The organism is Variovorax soli NBRC 106424, assembly GCF_001591385.1.
In the GTDB taxonomy this organism is placed as follows: Bacteria; Pseudomonadota; Gammaproteobacteria; order Burkholderiales; family Burkholderiaceae_C; genus Variovorax; species Variovorax soli.
Genome location: NZ_BCUU01000001.1, coordinates 62,424 through 81,947, shown reverse-complemented (window position 1 = coordinate 81,947; position 19,524 = coordinate 62,424). Strand labels below are relative to the sequence as shown.

9 protein-coding genes and 1 tRNA gene are annotated in these 19,524 nt (G+C 67.0%); 8 read left to right on the top strand and 2 right to left on the bottom strand.

What is annotated here, in order from left to right; all coding sequences use genetic code 11:
• Nucleotides 1-9: 9 nt before the first annotated feature.
• Nucleotides 10-1,800: a lipid A export permease/ATP-binding protein MsbA gene (gene msbA / locus VSO01S_RS00350; protein WP_068639808.1), complete on the bottom strand. Its 1,791-nt coding sequence runs from the start codon at nucleotides 1,798-1,800 to the stop codon at nucleotides 10-12.
• 151 nt (nucleotides 1,801-1,951) lie between these two features.
• Here msbA and tolB point away from each other — a divergent pair, with 151 nt between their 5' ends.
• The 8 genes from tolB (at nucleotide 1,952) to VSO01S_RS00310 (ending at nucleotide 18,755) form a co-directional block, all read left to right on the top strand.
• A complete protein-coding gene (gene tolB / locus VSO01S_RS00345; protein ID WP_068639807.1) occupies nucleotides 1,952-3,268 on the top strand; it encodes a Tol-Pal system beta propeller repeat protein TolB in 1,317 nt (438 codons plus the stop codon).
• A 20-nt stretch (nucleotides 3,269-3,288) separates the two neighbouring features.
• Entirely contained in the window at nucleotides 3,289-3,810 is a 522-nt protein-coding gene (gene pal, locus VSO01S_RS00340) for a peptidoglycan-associated lipoprotein Pal (protein ID WP_068639806.1), read from the top strand.
• Nucleotides 3,807-4,547, top strand: a complete 741-nt coding sequence (gene ybgF, locus VSO01S_RS00335; protein WP_068639805.1) for a tol-pal system protein YbgF — start codon at nucleotides 3,807-3,809, stop codon at nucleotides 4,545-4,547. Before pal ends, ybgF begins: the two co-directional genes overlap by 4 nt.
• 56 nt (nucleotides 4,548-4,603) lie before the next feature.
• The gene (locus tag VSO01S_RS00330; protein ID WP_068639877.1) at nucleotides 4,604-5,437 is read left to right on the top strand and encodes a tRNA threonylcarbamoyladenosine dehydratase; all 834 of its coding nucleotides are present in this window, start codon (nucleotides 4,604-4,606) and stop codon (nucleotides 5,435-5,437) included.
• 80 nt (nucleotides 5,438-5,517) lie between these two features.
• Nucleotides 5,518-5,593 (top strand) — tRNA-Lys (locus VSO01S_RS00325).
• 251 nt (nucleotides 5,594-5,844) lie between these two features.
• A complete protein-coding gene (locus tag VSO01S_RS00320) occupies nucleotides 5,845-15,825 on the top strand; it encodes a VCBS domain-containing protein (RefSeq protein ID WP_161944411.1) in 9,981 nt (3,326 codons plus the stop codon).
• A complete protein-coding gene (locus VSO01S_RS00315) occupies nucleotides 15,819-18,269 on the top strand; it encodes a cadherin-like domain-containing protein (protein ID WP_068639803.1) in 2,451 nt (816 codons plus the stop codon). The genes VSO01S_RS00320 and VSO01S_RS00315 overlap by 7 nt, the downstream gene beginning before the upstream one ends.
• 57 nt (nucleotides 18,270-18,326) lie before the next feature.
• On the top strand, nucleotides 18,327-18,755 hold the full coding sequence (locus VSO01S_RS00310; protein WP_068639802.1) for a low molecular weight protein-tyrosine-phosphatase: 429 nt from the start codon (nucleotides 18,327-18,329) through the stop codon (nucleotides 18,753-18,755).
• A gap of 33 nt (nucleotides 18,756-18,788) precedes the next feature.
• Here VSO01S_RS00310 and msrA read toward each other — a convergent pair whose 3' ends face one another.
• Nucleotides 18,789-19,304 carry a peptide-methionine (S)-S-oxide reductase MsrA gene (gene msrA, locus VSO01S_RS00305; RefSeq protein WP_068639801.1) on the bottom strand — a complete coding sequence of 172 codons (516 nt, stop codon included), beginning with the start codon at nucleotides 19,302-19,304 and terminating at the stop codon, nucleotides 18,789-18,791.
• Between the last annotated feature and the right edge of the window lie 220 nt (nucleotides 19,305-19,524).

Genomic DNA, 19,524 nt, shown 5'->3' with positions numbered 1-19,524 from the left:
CGCGCTCGCCTACAGAACCGCTTCCTGCCCCGATTCGGCCGTGCGCATGGCCAGCGTCTGCAGCCGCGCGTAGAGGCCGTCCAGCGCCATCAGCTGGGCGTGGCTGCCTTGCTCGGCGATGCGGCCGTGGTCCATCACCACGATACGGTCCGCGTGCTGGATGGTCGACAGGCGGTGCGCCACGATCAGCGTGGTGCGGCCCTGCATGAGGCGCTGCAGCGCTTCCTGCACCAGGCGCTCCGATTCCGTGTCCAGTGCCGAGGTGGCTTCGTCCAGCAGCAGGACGGGCGAGTCCTTGTACAAGGCGCGGGCAATGGCCAGGCGCTGCCGCTGGCCGCCGGACAGCTGCGTCGCATTGTGGCCCAGCACGGTGTCGATGCCCTGGGGCAGGCCCTGCACGTGCGCGGCCAGGTTGGCGGCTTCCACGCATTGCTGGACGCGCTCGCGGTCGATCTCGGCGCCCAGGGCCACGTTGGCGGCCAGGGTGTCGTTGAGCATGACCACGTCCTGGCTGACCATGGCGAACTGCGAGCGGAGGCTGGCAAGCTTCCAGTCGGCGATGTCATGGCCGTCGAGCAGCACCTGCCCGCTGCTGGGCAGCACGAAGCGCGGCAGCAGGTTGATGAGGGTGGTCTTGCCCGAGCCCGAGGGGCCGACCAGTGCCACCACTTCGCCCGGCGCGATCAGCAGGTTGACGCCGTCCAGCGCCCGCGCCTCGTCTTCGCCGCGGTAGTTGACCCGGACGTTGCGCAGCTCGATGCGGCCTTGCGCGTGCGAGGCTTCATAGGTTCCCTGCTTCTCGGGCGGCACCACGTCGACCATCTCCAGGCCGCGCTCCAGCGCGGCGAGGCCGCGCGTGATCGGGTTGGCCATGTCGGACAGCCGGCGGATCGGTGCGATGAGCATGGCCATGGCAGCGATGTAGGCGACGAAGCCGCCCACCGTCAGCCCCTGTCCGCCGCTTTGCCACAGGGCGATCATCACCACCACCGACAGCGCCACGGAGGCCAGCAGTTGGGTGATGGGCGTCATGGCGGCCGAGGCAATGGTGGACTTCACGGCCAGCCGGGTGAGCAGGTGGCTGAGCTTCTCGAAGCGGTCGCGCTGCGCTGTCTCGGCGCCGTGCAGCCGCACCACGCGGTACGCCAGCACGTTTTCCTCCACCACGTAGGCCAGCTCGTCGGTGGTCTTCTGACCCAGCTGCGTGAGGTGGTACAGCCGCTTGGAGAACACCTTCATGACCCAGGCCACGCCCGGCACCATGAGTCCCACGATGAGCGTGAGCTTCCAGTTCAGGTAGATCAGGTAGACCAGCAGCGCCACCAGCGTGAAGCCATCGCGCGACAGGCCGAGCATCGCCTGCACCAGCAGCATCGAGCCGGTCTGGATCTCATACACCACCGTGTTGGAGAGGGAACTGGCCGACTGCTTGGAGAACATGGCCAGCTCGGCGTCCATCACCCGCGCAAAGAGCAGGCGCCGCAGGCGGTGCATGCCTTCGTTGGCGATGCGCGCCAGCGCGTACTGCGACACGAACTGCGCCATGCCGCGCACCGCGAAAAGCGAGATGGCCGCCGCCGGCACCATCCACAGCTCGATGCCGCCCGAGAAGCCGTGGTCCAGCAGCGGCTTGACCAGGGCGGGCATGAGCGGCTCGGTCAGCGCCGCGATCAGCGCGGCGGCAACGCCCACGCTCCACCAGCGGCGCGAGCTGCCGAACCAGGTGATCAGTCGGGCCAGACGGCGGGAGAGGGTGAGGGGCGTGCGCTCGGCGGTGCCGTTGGCGGGGGAGGGCTGCATGGCGGCGAATTCTACGGGGCGCCATGGGGTGGGCTTTCTGTAGGACCGCACCGCAACGTTCACGTTTTGTGACGTGTACTTTGAAGCAATGTGTACCATTGAGGCCCGTGAGCGGGATGAAACTTTCCGTCCGCAAATCCCTCCGAACCGCATGATCAAGCCGTTGAACGCGACTTACGCAACTCCTTCTTCATCGTTCTTCACTCGCCGCGCCGTCGTTGCGGCTCTTGCAAGCTCCTCTGCCATTCCTGCACTGGCCCAGTTCCGGGTCGAAGTGTCGGGCGTCGGCCTGACGCAGCTGCCGATTGCGCTTGCGCCTTTCCGCGGCCAGGACGCTTCGCCGCAGAAGATCTCCAACATCATCCAGGCCGACCTGGAGCGCAGCGGCCAGTTCCGAGGCGTCGACGCCTCGGGCGAGCAGCTCGATGAAAATTCGCGCCCCGACCTGAACCTGTGGCGCCAGCGCACCGCCGATTCGCTGGTGGCCGGCAGCGTCACCCGCCAGGGCGACGGCCGCTACCTGGTGCAGTTCCGCCTGTGGGACGTGGTCAAGGGCCAGGACCTGGGCGGGCAGAGCTACACCGTGCCGCAGGCCGACCTGCGGCTGGCGTCGCACCGCATTGCCGACTATGTGTACGAGAAGCTCACCGGCGAGCGCGGCATCTTCTCCACCCGCATCTGCTATGTGACCAAGGCCGGCACGCGCTACGCCCTGTGGGTGGCCGACGCCGACGGCGAGAACGCGCAGGCGGCGCTGAACAGCCCCGAGCCGATCATCTCGCCCACCTGGTCGTCCAGCGGCACGCAGCTGGCCTATGTGTCCTTCGAGTCGCGCAAGCCGGTGGTGTACGTGCACAGCGTGGCCAACGGGCAGCGCCGGCTGGTGGCCAACTTCAAGGGCAACAACAGTGCGCCGGCATGGGCGCCCGACGGCAACACGCTGGCCGTCACCCTGAGCCGCGACGGCGGCTCGCAGATCTACACCATTCCGGCCGGCGGCGGCGAACCCAGGCGGCTCACGCAAAGCGCCAGCATCGACACCGAGCCGACCTTCTCGGCCGACGGCCGCATCATCTTCTTCACCAGCGATCGCGGCGGTGCGCCGCAGATCTACAAGATGAGCGCCGGCGGCGGCAGCCCGACGCGCGTCACCTTCACCGGCAACTACAACATCTCTCCTGCCATCAGCCCAGACGGGCGCTGGCTGGCTTATATCTCGCGCGTGGGCGGCGCATTCAAGCTGTACGTGATGGACCTGTCCAGCGGTACGGCCAATGCCATCACCGACACATCGGCGGATGAGAATCCGAGCTTCGCGCCCAACAGCAAGCTGATCGTCTACGCAACGCAGCTCCAGGGTCGGGAAGCGCTGATGACCACCACGCTGGACGGAAAAATAAAAGCTAGGCTGGCGGGGCAGGCGGGAGACATTCGCGAACCGGACTGGGGTCCGTTTCAAAAGCAATAACTGGAATAGAGGAGTTCGATATGTTGAAGTTGAAAAGTACGATTTGTTCGCTGGCCGTCCTGGCACTGATTGCCGGCTGCTCCAGCACCAAGCTGGATGATTCCGCAGCCAACGGCGCCGGTGCCGGCGGTGCAGGCTCGGGCGGCGCCGCCAGCGGCGTGGCCCCGGTCACCATCGACCCGAACGCCCAGACCGCGGCGGGTCCGGTGGGCGTGGCGCGCATCGTGTACTTCGACTACGACAGCTACACGATCAAGCCTGAGTTCCAGTCGCTGATCGACGGCCATGCGCGCTTCCTGAAGGCCAACGCGCAGCGCCGCATCTCGATCGAAGGCCATACCGACGAGCGCGGCGGCCGCGAATACAACCTGGCGCTGGGCCAGAAGCGTTCCGAAGCCGTGCGCCGTGCGCTCACGCTGCTGGGCGTGAACGACGCGCAGATCGAAGCCGTCAGCTTCGGCAAGGAAAAGCCGGCGGCGCAGGGCACGGGTGAGGACGTATGGGCGCAAAACCGCCGCGCCGAAATCGTCTACCGTCGATGAACCCCGTCTTTGCCTGGCGCCGCGTCGCCATCGCGGCCGCCCTGATCGGCGCGAGCTGCGGTGCGCAAGCCGCCTTGTTCGAAGACGACGAGGCGCGCCGCGCCATCCTCGACCTGCGCCAGCGCGTGGAGACCATGCGCGAGCGCTCGACCGAAGAGAACGCGCAGCTGCGCCGCAGCATGCTCGAGCTGCAGAACCAGCTCGAGGCCATGCGCGGCGAGCTGCAGCGCATGACGGGCCGCAACGAGGAACTCAACAAGGCGCTTTCCGACCTTCAGCAAAAGCAGAAGGACGTGGACGAGCGCATGAAGAAGAACGAGCCGGCCAAGGTCAGCGTGGACGGCCGCGAGTTCACCGCCGACCCCAAGGAAAAGGCCGACTTCGATGCTGCGCTGGGCGTGTTCCGCTCGGGCCAGTTCGCGCAGTCGCAAACCGCCTTCGCCGACTTCGTCAAGCGCTATCCGCAAAGCGGCTACAACCCTTCGGCGCTGTTCTGGCTGGGCAATGCGCAGTACGCCACGCGCAACTACACCGAGGCCATCGCCAACTTCCGCTCCATGCTGTCGCTGGCGCCGGACCATGCCAAGGCGCCCGAGGCGGTGCTCTCGATCGCCAACTGCCAGATCGAGCTGAAGGACACCAAGGGCGCCCGCCGCACCCTGGAAGACCTGGTCAAGGCCTACCCCAGTTCCGAGGCGGCGCAGGCCGGCAAGGAACGGCTGGCGCGCATCAAGTAGCAAGCAAGCAGGCAGGCCGTGCGCCTGCTGCATACCGAACCAGAGCTGTCGTGTCCGTGACTTCTGCGCAAGCCGTCTTGCAGCCGGCACCCGCGGCATTGGCCACGGCGCCGGATGACCTGGCCCGCCGCTTTTCCGGGCTCGAGCGCCTCTACAGCGTGGCCGGTGCGGCGCGGGTGCGCGCGGCGCACGTGCTGGTGGTCGGCATCGGCGGCGTCGGCTCCTGGACGGCCGAGGCATTGGCCCGAAGCGGTGTCGGGCGCCTGACCCTCATCGACCTGGACCACGTGGCCGAGTCGAACATCAATCGCCAGATTCACGCGCTGGAATCCACCATCGGCCAGGCCAAGGTGCTGGCCATGCAGGAGCGCATCGCGCAGATCAATCCGCAGTGTCGCGTGCTCGCTGTGGATGAATTCGTCGAGCCGGACAACTGGCATCAGTTGCTGGATGCGGCGCGGGCCCAGGCCGGCGAGGTCACGGCGGTCATCGACTGCTGCGACCAGCTCAAGGCCAAGCTGGCCCTGGCCCAGTGGGCCCGCGAAACCAGGTCGCGCTTCATCACGGTGGGCGCCGCCGGCGGCAAGCGGCTTGCGCACAAGGTCGACATCGATGACCTGTCGCAGGTCACCCACGACCCGCTGCTGGCACAGTTGCGCCAGCGCCTGCGCAAGCAGTACGGCGCGCCGCGAGAGGGAAAGAAGATGGGCATTGCGTGCGTGTTCGGCCGCGAGGCCGTGGCGCCGCCCGATGCCTCGTGTGCCATCGAGGGCACGGACGGCTCGCTCAATTGCCACGGCTATGGTTCGGTGGTGGCGGTGACCGCGACGTTCGGGCAATGCGCGGCCGGCTGGGTCATCGACGAAATAGCGCGAGACAGCACGCTATAATCTCTGGCTTTGCCGGATGTGATGTTCGGCAAGCTTTCGAGAAAATCAAGAAGAAAAAGAAGAGCAACAACAAGAAGAACGGGACGTTAGCTCAGTTGGTAGAGCAGCGGACTTTTAATCCGTTGGTCACTGGTTCGAATCCAGTACGTCCTACCACCCTTTCTGTATATCTTCGGCCAAAGGCCCCGGCATCGATTCGATGCCGGGGCCTTTTGCCTTTCCAGCGATGTCGCTCGTTCAATGGCGTACCGCCAAAGTACGCGATTGGCCGATGTGCTCGCGTCTGCGCCAGCTTCGCTTTTCGCCAATGGAATCAGTACGTAGAATGCCCGCGAACGCACCGCCATGGGGCGTCATCATCAAAGGGGAGTGAAGGTATGGGTTTCTTCGCGGCACTGCTTGAATCGATGCGACGTCCTGCAGGATTTGTCGGCAATGACGAACCTCCCGAGACGCTCGCCGGCAGCAGGCCCGCGAATCTCGATTTCCTCCGCCCGCAGCACCACGCGCTGGCGCTCGAACCGCGTGTGATGTTCGACGGCGCGGCAGCCACCGCCGCCACCGACCCCAATCATCAAGGCGACGCCACGAAGGCGCCCGAGGCTCCCGCAGCCGCAGAGCGCAGCACGGCCTCCGCCACCCGCACCGAAGCAGCCGTTGCGACGGTTGCGAGCGCACCCGCTGCGCCTGCGGCGCCAGCGCAAAGCCTGCTGGTGGTCGACAGCCGCGTCGAGCAACAGGAGATGCTCAGCGCCCAGGCCGGGCCGGGCGTCACCGTGCTCGTGGTCAACAGCAATGAAGACGGCCTGGCCGCGATATCGGCTGCGCTGGCGAACATGGGTCAGGTCGATTCGATCCAGATCCTGTCGCATGGCGCCTCGGGCCAGTTCACCCTGGGCAATCGCACCATCAGCAGCGACAACGTCGGGCAGCTGGCGGGCCAGTTGCAAGGCTGGAGCGCCGAGCTCACCGCCGATGCGGATATCCAGTTGTACGGCTGCAGCATCGGTGCCGGCGCCGCAGGCCAGACCCTGGTGAATGAACTCGCCCGGCTGACGGGCGCCGACGTGGGCGCCTCCACTGACGCCACCGGCAGTGCCGCCGAGGGCGGCAACTGGACGCTGGAAACGCGCGCTGGCGACGTCGACAAAGCCCTCGCGCTCAGCGCCGCCACCGTCGAATCCTTCCAGGGTTTGCTGGCGGACGCATCGCCTACCGTGACGCTTTCATCCGGCGGCAGCGATGTGCTGCTGGGCGACACCTTCACCTTCACCGCGTCCTTCACCAATCCTTCGTCGCAGGTGGGCTTCGCGCCCTACATCGACCTCTACATTCCCACCACCGGCAAGGACGGCGCGGGCGCCGAGGTGGACGACGGCATCACTTTCGTGTCGGCCACCTTCCAGGGTGTGGAGATCAAGAGCTACGACGTCGTCTTCGATGCCAATGGCCAGGCCGTGCATCCGCTGGCCAAAGGGCCGGACGGCCAGCCGCTGATCATCAATGCGTCCACCTACGGCCTGCGGGCCGGCGACCACATGGTGGTGCTGCAGCTGCCCAACGCCAGCATCGTCTCGGGCCAGCCGCCCATCGACATCGTGGTGACGATGAGGCTGAGCAGCCTGGCCGACACCAGCCTCACGGATGCTGCGCCCAATCTCACGGTGAAGGCGCGCGGCGGCTTCCAGTTCGGCAATACGTCGGCGGACGACCCGACCATCGATCCCAGCCTGCTCGAAGCCGGCTCGCATGATTTCGTCGTGCATCCGACCATGGTCGACCTGACCATGACGCACAACATCCCGGACGGCCAGACCGTCACCGGCCCCAACTATCCGCGCAGCTTCACCATCACGGCCAGCACGGCGTCGGACCAGACGCTGACCAACGTGAAGGTCGAGCAGGACCTGCCCAACACCATCATGGTGACGGGTATCGTGCCGGGCGCCAACGGCACGGTGACGTCCATCACCCTGCAGGACGGCACCGTCATCACCGATGCCGGCACCATCGCCTCCACCCTGGCGGCGGGTGCCTACCTGTCGCACTTCGAGCTCACCTACAGCACGCTGACCGGTTCGCAGGACGCCACCGTCAACTTCTACGTGCCTGACGTGGATTCGAACGGCCAGCAGATCCTGGACCCGACCACCGGCGCGCCGCGCACCATCACGATCGACGGAACCGATGCTTCGGCCCAGTGGACGCCGCTGGATACGCGCGATGTGCCGCTGGACCCCGATGCCGCGCTCACCGGCACCGGCGACCCGATCAGCTTCCAGGTGCTGTCGATGGTGGTCTACAAGCCCACGCCCGTGGTCAGCACCGACGTGGGCACCGCCGGCCCCACGCCGGGCGACACGCTCACCTACACGCTGGACGTCAACATCTCCGACTACTTCGCCTTCGGCCGCGACGTGGTGAACGAAGGCGTGCTGGAGATATCGGACTTGGCCAGCAACGGCCAGACGGTGGTGATGACTCCGGGCTCTGCCACCTTGACGGTCTTCATCGGTGGGCAGCAGTTCAACATGGTCATGACGCCTGTCGTGGTCACCAACCCCGACGGCACGACCAGCATGAAGCTGGACATCGCCCAGACGCTGCGCGACAACGGGCAGGCGCTGGCCGCGCTGGTGGGCGACCTGGCCTTCGACGATGCGATCAACGGCGCCACCAGGGCGATCATCACCTACCAGGTGAAGGTCGACCAGTTCTATGGCACGCCGTCGGACACGAACGCCGTCAACGAAGGCGACACCGTCGGCAACAACGCCGTCATCACCGGCACGGTGCTGGTGGACCGCATCACCACCGGCGGCACCGTGAGCGACGGCGACGCAACCACGGTCACTGTGCCGACCAGCACGGTGGACATCGAGGTCCTGACAGTGGACGGGACTGCCGTGGATCCGAGCCAGCCGGTGGAACTGCACCCCGGCGACGTGGTCACCTTCCAGATCAGCTACGACCTGGTCACGGGCGACTACCAGGACTTCAACCTGAGCGCCTACCTGCCGCTGCCGCTCTTCGACGTGAACGGGATCACCTGGACCCAAGGCGCCAACGGGGTGGACCCGGATGTCAACCAGTGGTCCTACGGCTCGGGCCACACGCTCGGCAACGACGTGACGGGCCCCGTCATCGGCGTGGTCAATGGCAACTACATCCGGTTCGATTTCGGCGACCATTCATCTCTGGGAGAAACCGGCTCGCGAATCGAACTGCGCTTCACCATGGTGGTGGGCGACCAGCCCTTTGGCGACCAGCGCAACGTGACTGTCATCGCGCAGTCCAACCAGGTCACGACCCCGGGCGAACCCATCGTCTCGCAGGACGCGGCGCTGATCAACTCCATCGCCGAGCCGGTGCTGACCATCACGCATGGCGTGGTGTCCACCTCTTCGCCCGACGCGGTGATCACCGGCACGACCGGCACTTGGGCGCCGCCTGGTGACACCACCAGCCCGCCTTTCACGCTGCCGCTCAACGACACGACCTTCGTCAACGGCGACATCACCGGCATCGACGGCGGCGACCTGCTGCGCATGGCCACGGCCATCGAGAACAGCGGCGGCGGCGGCGCCTTCGACGTCAGCACGCGCATCGACCTGCCTGCCGGCACGAGCTTCGTGGGCGGCGACCTGGCATCGACCCTGCGCGTCATTCGCGGCGACGGCACCATCCTGCAGGCCGGCATCGACTACACGGTGGTCGGCAACGTGGTCACCTTCCTGGATCCGGTCGAGGCGCAGGCCTCGCTGCCGGCCGGGCGCCCGGGCACGGCAGCCGACACGAGCGGTTCCAACCTGGTCGTGCTGCTCTACGACGTGAAGGTGGACGACGCCATTGCCGCCAGCAGCACGATGCAGAGCCAGGGCGTGCTGACGCACTACGCCTCCGTCAAGGGCGGGGACGACTTTGTGCCCGACGGCGCCGACATCATCGAGAAGGCCGGCGAGCAGGTCAGCGCGCCCACGGTCAAGGTGGTCTACGCCGGCGGCACGCTGGACAACGGCGACTCCAGCTCGCCCAGCACCACCGGCTCGAACCTGGTGGTGGGCGAGACCATGGACTACGACATCGTGGTCACCATCCCCGAAGGCACCACCACCAACCTGCGCATCGACGAGCTGATCCCGCCCGGTATGGCGCTGGACATGAGCTTCAACGGCGGCCAAGGCTACGAGATCATCCAGACGGTGGCCGGCAGCGCCGCGCTGACCGCCGACTTCGGCGGCACCCTCACCGGCGATACGCCCACGGGGCTGGGCGGCACCGTCGGCCAGGATGGCGTGGATGCACGCCTGAGCTTCACGGCCAGCACCAACAACGCAGACAACGTCAGCGGCAACAACAGCTTCGTGATCCGCGTGCGCCTGGTGGCCAGCAACACGCAGGACAACCAGGCCGGCCGCGTGCTCAACAACGACGTGCAGTTGACCTACTCCGATCCGGACGGCGACCAGGCTGGCGGCGCGGCGATCGACCGCACCGTGGCCAATTCGGGCGGCGACCCGTCGGTGACGGTGGCGGAGCCGACATTGACGATCACCCAGTCGGCGGTGGCGACGGGCTCGTCCCTGGGGGTGGACCAGGGCAATACCGTCACCTACACCATCGTCATCAGCAACAACTCGGGTGTCGACGCCTACGACGTCAGCTTCGTCGATGCCTTCCCGACCAATCTGCTGACGGGGCTTTCGCTGGACAGCGTGACCTACACCGGCAGCGTCACCACCGCCGGCGGGACGACCACCGACTTCGTGCTGGGGGCCGACGGCGTGCTGCGCACCGCGAACGGCGCCAATATCGACATCGGCAACGGCGGCAGCATCACCATCGTGGTGACCGGCACCGTGACTGCCACTGCGGTCAATTTCCAGACCATCGACAACACGTCCAGCGTGCAGTGGACGAGCATCAATGACGCCGCCCCCGTCACATCCGCGGGCGGCGAGCGCACTGGAGTGGACGGCCTCCTGAACAGCGGCGTGCTCAACGACTACCAGGTGAAGGCTGACACCCAGGTGAAGGTGCTCAGCGGCATTCAGGTGTCGCGCATCGGCGGCATGGCCGACACGCCTTCTGCCGACAACGGCACCACGACCGACGGCGCGGTGGAGCAGGTGGCGGTGGGCGAGATCGTGCGCTACCGCGTGGTCGCCGCAGTGGGCGAGGGCGTCACCAACGACTACCGGATCCAGGTGACGCTGGATGAGGGCCTCACGTTCATGGAAGACGGCACGATCAAGATCGCCATCGTCTCTTCCAACGATGGCGGCGTGACGAGCAACATCCAGCTCAACAGCGACGGTACGCTGGTTGTCCTGGGCAACCGCAGCAGCGACATTGCCCAGCCCATTCCGGCCGACCTGAGCAACGGCCCGAATGCCACGCTGGCCACCGGGCGGTGGACGGTGTCCGCCGACGGGCGCACCATCGTCTTCGACCTGGGCACCCTCACCAACACCGACGCCGACCTGGACCCGACGGATCTGGAAGGCGTGGTCATCGAGTTCAACGCTCGCGTCAACAACGTCGCCTCCAACCAGAACGGCACGGTGCTGGGCATGACGGCCGGCATTCTCGCGGCCGACAACACCCTCGGCGCGCGCGATTCAGTGAGCGAGCAGGTCATCGAACCCTCCTTCACCGGCATGGTCAAGCAGGTGGACAGCTTCGTGCCCAATGCCAGCGGCACCACCAGCACCGCCAATATGTCGGTGAGCTTCACCCAGAACGGCACCGGCCCGGCCTACGATGTCACGCTGGACGATCCGATCTTCGCGGGCGCCAACGGCTACACGCTGACCAGCGTCACCATCATCCTGGCGGACGGCACCACCACCGTCGTGCTGCCGGCCGACTTTGGCGCCAACGGCATCACCAACACCTCGGATGCCACCGGTATCCACCTGAGCGTGGACAAGGTCGACGTCGGCACCAAGGTCGTCGTGAACTACAGCGTCACGGTCGGCGTGGACACCGCTTACGCCAGCACCGATGCCGAACTCAAGTGGAGCAGCCTGCCGGAAACCTTCACGACGTGGGGCGGCACTGCCGTGGGCACGGATGCCACGGCGGACGGCGAGCGCAACGGCAGCGACGGCGCCCTGAACGACTATGTTCTTCGCGAAGGCGCGGGCCTGGGCGTGATCCACGGCAACCTGTGGGATGACTCGCTGTCAGCCACCGGCGACCTGACGCCGGACGGTCCGGCGTTGGCCGGCCAGACCGTGACCCTGCGCTGGGCAGGCGCAGACGGGGCGCTGGACACCGGCGACGACCAGCTCTTCACCACCGTTACCGACAGCGCAGGCTTCTTCCACTTCAGCGCGCTTGCGGCCGGCAGTTACCGGGTCGAGGCGCCTGGGTCCATCCCCCTCGCGCAGCCCACGGGCGAAGTCCGCGTGCGGCTGGATACCGACACAGGTACGCTGGGCCAGGTGACTTCCACCGTGGCCGAGGGCGGAACGCAGCGCGGCGACTTCGCCTACGTGCAGATCAACGATGCGCCGATCAACAGCGACGTGCCCGGCCCGCAGTCGGTCGACGAAGATACGCTGCTGCAGATCCCCGGCTTCGCGGTCAGGGACTTCGACCTGAACCAGGGCCCCGCGCCGGGCGTGCTGGATGTGACGTTGACGGTGCAAAACGGAGTGCTCGACTTCACGGCCACGCCGGCGGGCACCCTCGTCGTCACCGGCAAGGGCACCGGCACCATCACCCTGAGCGGCAGCGCGGCCGACATCAACGCCGTGCTGGGCACGCTCACCTACCAGGGCAACCCGAACTACAACGGCCCGGACACGCTGACCATCACCACCAAGGACCGCGGCAGCTTCGGTGATGCGGATGGCGACGGCATTCCGGGCGAGCCGGTCGACGACCAGTTGCAGGACGTCGACACGATGGCCATCAACGTCATTCCGGTCAACGACCCGCCGCAGGGCAACAACGACGAGGCTGCGGCAGTGGAAGCCGGCGGTACCGACAACGACATGCCGGGCATCGACCCTTCGCTCAACCTGCTGGCCAACGACACCGACGTCGACATTGCCACCAACAACGATGTGCTGCAACTCGTGAGCGTGACGGGCGTCAGCGGCACGGCCACGCAGGTGACGGACAGCACCAGCGAGTTCGCCGTTGCCGGCAGGTACGGCACTTTGTACGTGCGGGCCAACGGCGCGGCGCGCTACGAAGTGGACAACGACAATGTCGAGGTGCAGGCGCTGCGCACCACCAGTCAGAGCCTGTCGGAGCAATTCAGCTATGTGCTGGCCGACCTGGGCGGCCTGCAGTCGGGCGCCATTCTGAGGGTCACCATCCAGGGCGCCAACGACACGCCGGTGGGTGCGGACGACACCGGCTCCGCGCTGGAAGCCGGCGGTGTCAACAACAACACGCCGGGTGCGCCTGCTACCGGAAATGTCCTGCTGGGAGATGCCAACGGTGGCGTCGCCGACACCGACGTCGACGGCGGCGAAACCGCCACCGATCCGATCGATTACGGCGAACGGCTGAGCGTCACCGGCGCGCGCAACGTGCCCAAGGACCAGGCTGGCAGCCTGACCCCGATGACCGGGGGCGCCGCGGTCGTCGTCGGCAAGTACGGCACGCTGACCATCCGTGGCGACGGCAGCTACGAATACGTCGTGAACGACAGCGACCCTGTCGTGCAAGCGCTGTCGACCGGCCAAACGCTGAGCGACGTTTTCAGCTACGAGGTGAGCGACGTGGGTGGTCTGAGCAGCCTTGCCAATCTGACCATCGTCATCAAGGGCGCCTTCGACAATCCGGTCGCGTCCGACGACGTAGCGCAGGCGCAGGCGCAAGGTTTCGAGCCAGACGGCGTCACGCCCCTGGGCGATGAAACCAACCCGAGCGGCAACGTCATCACCGATATCAGCCGCCCCGACGGCAATCCAACGCCGGGCAACGGCGTGGACACCGACATCGACGCGATCGACCAGCCCAACATCGAGCTGACGGTGACGGGCGCGCGCACCGGCCAGGAAAGCGCAGGCGGCACCCTGACCGGCCTGACCAACGGCTCGATCGTCCTGCAGGGCCAGTACGGAACGCTCACGCTGAATGCCGACGGCTCCTATACGTACGACGTCGACAGCACCAACCCTGATGTGATCGCCAAGCAGGCAGGCTCGCCGCCGCTGCAGGACTATTTCACCTATCAGATCACGGACCACGGTGGCCTGACCGACACGGCGCAACTGCTCATCAACGTTTCGGGCGCCAACGACGCGCCGGTGGCGAACAACGTGAACGTGGTCGCCGTCGAGGCGGGTGGGGTCAACAACGGTACTGCGGGCGTCGATCCGTCGGGCGACGCCACTGCCAACGACACCGATCCGGACGGCGATACCTTGACGGTGGTCAACATCAGGACCGGCGCAGAAGGTGATGGCACGGGCACGACGGTCCCGGTCGGGCAGCCGCTGGCAGGCCTCTACGGCACATTGACCATCCAGCCCAATGGTCAGTTCACGTATGTGCTCGACAACAACAACCCGCTGGTCCAGGCGCTGCGCACACCAGCCAATACACTGAGCGAGCGCTTCACCTACACCATCGATGACGGCGAGGGCGGCCAGGACACGGCCGAGATCATCATCCGCATCGTGGGGCGCAACGACAATCCCGTCGCAACCGATGACGCCGGCCAGGTCGTGGAATCGGGTGGCGTGAACAACAACATTCCCGGCCTGGATGCCAAGGGCAATGTGCTCATCGGCGACGCCAACGGCGGCGTGGCCGATACCGACGTCGACGGCGCCAGCTACGGCGAGACCAAGACCGTGACTGCGATCGGCCTCGGCAGCGAGGCTGCGCCGGGCACGGCAGGCAGCGTGGGCGTCGAACTGCGCGGAACCTACGGCTGGATCACGCTCAACGCCGACGGCAGCTACACCTACCGGCTCGACAACTCGATGCCCGCAGTGGAGGCGCTGCGCACCAGCGGCAACACGCTGCAGGAGCAGTTCCACTACACCGTGTCGGACCGCGCGGGCGCGACCGACATCGCCACGCTCACCATCACCATCGTGGGTGCCAACGACGCTCCGGTTGCACGGGACGACGCCGGAACGGCGGTGGAAGCCGGCGGCACCAACAACCAGACGCTCGGCAGCCCGGCGACCGGCAACGTGCTGGCGAACGACAGCGATGTCGACGGCGGCACGGGCGACCCGATCGACTATGGCGAGACGATGGCGGTGCAAAGCGTTGCGCAGGGCACGGCAACCGCCGCTGCGGGCACGGCGCTGGTGGCCCAGTACGGCACGCTCACACTGGGCGCGGACGGCAACTACACCTATGTGATCGACGACAACGATCCCACGGTGCAGGCGCTGCGTCCGGGCCAGACGCTGACCGAGACCTTCACCTACACGATCGTCGATGCCGCAGGCGCTGTGTCGACTGCCAGGCTGACCATCACCATCCAGGGCGCCGACGATGCGCCCGTGGCGAAGGACGATGCCGGCACGGCGGTGGAGCAGGGCGGCGTCGGCAACAGCACGGGCGGATCGAACGCCATCGGCAACGTGTTGCTCGGCGACGCCAATGGCGGCGTGGCCGATACCGACATCGACACGCCCGCCACCCTCCTCAACGTGACCGGCGTGCGCACCGGCCAGGAGGCCGGCACAGGCACCGGCGGAACGGTGGGCGTGGCGCTGGTGGGCAGGTACGGCACGCTCACGCTCAATCGCGACGGCAGCTATACCTATGTGATCGACAACAACAACGCCGAGGTTCAGGCGCTGCGCCAGGCCGGCAACACGCTGCAGGACTACTTCACCTACACGGTCAGCGACGACGGCAACCTGAGCGACACCGCCCAGTTGACCATCACGATCCGGGGCGCCAACGACACCCCGGTGACCACCAACGACACCGGCAGCGCCATCGAGGCCGGCGGCCTGGACAACGGCGTGCCCGGTACGCCGGCGACCGGCAATGTGCTGGACAACGACGACGACGTGGACGGCGGCGCCGGCGATCCGATCGACTACGGCGAAACCAAGGCGGTACAGGACTACACGCACGGCACGGCCACGGTCACCGCGGGCAATGCGCTGCCGGGCGCCTACGGCAGCGTGGTCATCAATGCCGACGGCAGCTACACCTACACGGTGGACGAGAACAACGCCACTGTACAGGCGCTTCGCACAGACACGGACACGCTCACCGAAGTCTTCACCTATACGATGCGTGACGCGGCCGGAGCCACTAGCACCGCCACCCTGACCCTCACCATCCGCGGCCGCAACGACACGCCCGAAGCGCAGCCTGACATCGGTGTCGCCGCCGAGGCGGGTGGGGTGAACAACGGCGCAGCTCCGCCGTCGGCAACGTGCTGACCAACGACATCGACGTGGACGGCACCAACTACGGCGAAACGCGCGCGGTGCAGGGCTTCAGCCAGGGCGCCAACACGGGAACCGTGGGCAACGCGTTCACCGCGCAGTATGGCTCGCTGACGCTCAATGCCGATGGCAGCTATACCTACGTGGTGGACAACGCCAACGCCGCGGTGCAGGCGCTTCGCCAGTCCACCGACACGCTTACCGAGGTGTTCAGCTACACCATGGTCGACGCATCGGGCGCAACCAGCACTTCAACGCTGACCATCACCATCCGCGGTGCCAACGACAACCCGGTGGCCACGAACGACACCGGGACTGCCGTCGAGGCGGGCGGCGTCGACAACGGAACGCCCGGCAGCCCGGCCACCGGCAACGTGCTCCTCGGCGACGCGAACGGCGGCGTCCCCGACACGGACGTTGACGGCGGTGCCGGCGACCCCGTCGACTACGGCGAAACCATGGCCGTGCAAAGCTACAGGCAAGGACTCAGAAGCGCGACGGCCGGCAATGCGCTGGCCGGCGCCTACGGCAGCCTGGTCATCAACGCGGACGGCAGCTACACCTACACGGTGGACGACGACAACGCCACCGTGCAGGCATTGCTGCCTGGCCAGACGCTCACCGAAGTCTTCGTCTACACCGTGCGCGACACGGCGGGTGCCATCAGCACCGCCACGCTGACACTCACCATCCAGGGCGCGGACGACGCACCCACTGCAGTGATCGACACCGCTGCCGCGGTGGAAGCGGGCGGCATCGACAACGGCACGGCCGGTGTCGACCCCTCCGGCAATGTGCTGGCCAACGACGGCGACGTGGACAATCCCGGCCCCGAGCTGCGAGTCATCGGCGTGCGCACGGGCCCCGAGATCGGCAGCGGCACGGCCGGCACCCTGGGCCAGGCCTTGGTGGGCCTGTACGGCACGCTCACGCTCAATGCCGACGGCAGCTACACCTACGTGGTGGACAACGACAACCCGGCAGTGCAGGCACTTCGGCAGTCGGGCGACGTGCTGCGGGATTTCTTCACCTACACGATGAGCGATCCGGGCGGCCAGACCGACAGCGCCATGCTCGTCATTACCGTTCATGGCGCCAACGACACACCGGTTGCGCGCGACGACGCAGGCGTGGCGGTGGAAGCCGGCGGGGTGAACAACGGCACGCCGGGCAGCGATTCGCTGGGCAACGTGCTGGACAACGACACCGACGTCGACAGCGTCGCCAACGGCGAATCCAAGCAAGTCGTTAGCTACACCAGCGCCGGCACCGGCGTGGTGGGCGATGCGGGGGGCGCCATTGCCGGCCTCTACGGCTCGCTGGTGATCAACGCCGATGGCAGCTGGCGCTACGTGGTCGACAACGACAACGCCGCGGTGCAAGCCATGCGTACCCGCGGCGAGACGCTGACCGAGAGCTTCAGCTACCTCATGCGCGACACCGCGGGGGCCACGTCCCGTGCCAACCTCGTGATCGTGGTTCAAGGCGCCAACGACAACCCGGTCGCGCGTGACGACAGCAATGTCGCCACCGACCAGGTGGTGGCGCCGCAAGCGACGGGCAACGTGTTGCCCAATGATTCCGATGTGGACGGCGGCGACGCGCTGCACGTGGGGGCGGTGCGCACCGGCGCGGAAGCGGGCAGCGGCACGGCAGGCGTGATCGGCCAGGCCCTGGCGGGCCGCTACGGAACGCTGGTGCTCAATGCCGACGGCAGCTACACCTACAGCATCGACATGACCAACCCCGAGGTGCTGGCCGCGGCCGGCTTCGGGCAGATCCTGCAGGACGTGTTCACCTACACGCTGGTGGACCGGGCCGGCGCCACCGACCTGGCGCAGCTGACCGTTCACCTGGACATCTCGGCGCCGCGCATCGACGACGGCGATCCGCTGTACTTCCAGCGCCTGTTCTTCCGGCCCGAACCGCACGAGCACGAACTGGGCTACGAGCCCGGGATCTTCGTGCAGCCGGTGGTGCGCCAGAACGCCTTCATCGACAGGCTGGACCAGGCGTCGTCCGACGGCACCCGGCTCGACATGGTGCTCGACCGCGGCCTGGTCGCGCCGCCTTCGCTCGGCGCCGGCCTGGGGCAGGTCGCGGGGCAGTTCGTGGGCGAAGTGGTGCGAGAGAGCCAGCTGGCGGCGCAACTCGAGCTGGCACGCCTACTGGGGCGGCACGGCCGCGTGTCGCTGGATGCCGATGGCCTGCTGGCGGATCCATCGCTGTTCTCGCTCACGGATGCGGGGTTGACCAAGGGCGAGGCGCAGCGGCCTGGATTGGATGCGTCTGCGGCAGGTTCGCGCCAGACGGCCGACGGCCGGCCCGGCGATGGCAAGAGCAACGGCAATCGGCCCAAGCAGGCGCGGACGACGGCTCCTGCCTTCAGCGAGCAATTGCGGCACGCTGCTGGGCAGTCTGCGTCGGTGGCCCGCTGATTCATCCAGATGGTGAAAGGCCCGCCCTTTTGGGGACGGGCCTACACTGGTGCCAGCATGCAGCGCATCCTCACCCTGTGCATCGGCAACATCTGCCGCAGCCCGCTCGCAGAGGCTCTGCTGGCGCGCGAACTGCCGGACCGGGTCGTCTGGTCGGCAGGCTTGAGCGCATTGGTGGGGGCGCCGGCCGATCCGCTATCGATTCTTCTGGCCGCCGAGCAGGGCCTGGACCTGCGCGCCCACCGGGCGCAGCAGGTCAACAGCCAGATGTGCCAGCGCGCGGACCTGATCCTGGTCATGGAGCAGCACCAGCGCGCGGAGCTCGAGCGGCGCTATCCGTTGACCCGGGGCCGGGTGTACTGCCTGCTGGCCGAGCGCGACATCGCGGACCCCTTCAGGCAGCCGCGGACCGCCTTCGAAACCGCCTATGCAGACATTGCGCGCGGTACCGCGGACTGGGCGGCGCGTGTTCGCCAGTTGGGCTGAAAAAGGCGCAAGGCCCTCTGGCCCTGCGCTCGTTCAGGCGGTTTCTCTCTTGCGCCTGGGGAGTGTCCAGCCCGGCCGCACCCAGTGGCAGGTGTAGCCCTCGGGGTAGCGCTGCAGGTAGTCCTGATGCTCGGGCTCGGCTTCCCAGAAGGGGCCGGCGGGTTTCACTTCGGTCACCACCTGGCCGGGCCACAGGCCCGAGGCGTTGACGTCCGCGATGGTGTCCAGCGCCACCTGGCGCTGTTCTTCGCTGGTGTAGTAGATGCCCGAGCGGTACGACGTGCCGCGGTCGTTGCCCTGCCGGTTGGCGGTGCTCGGATCGTGGATCTGGAAGAAGAACTCCAGCAGTTGCCTGAAGCTCAGCTTCTGCGGATCGAACACGATCTCAACCGCTTCGGCATGGCTGCCGTGGTTGCGGTAGGTGGCATTGGCCACGTCGCCGCCGCTGTAGCCCACGCGGGTGCTGACCACGCCGGGGTGGTGGCGCAGCAGTTCCTGCATGCCCCAGAAGCAGCCGCCGGCGAGGATGGAAGTTTCGGTCGGGTTCATTTGCGTGCGTTCTCCGTGTGGGTTGGGCGGCGCCGTGGTGCCGGGGTTGTGGGCGTTTGCGGGACTGTGTGACAGGGACATGCGGCTTCCTCCTTTTTTGATTCACATCACTGTTCGTGCGCGCCAGGCCGAAGGTTTCAGCTTACGCGACATCGACAGCTTGCTGCAGGTGATGCCGGGGCGCGCAAAAAGCAAGGGGCCGGCAATTGCCGGCCCCCTG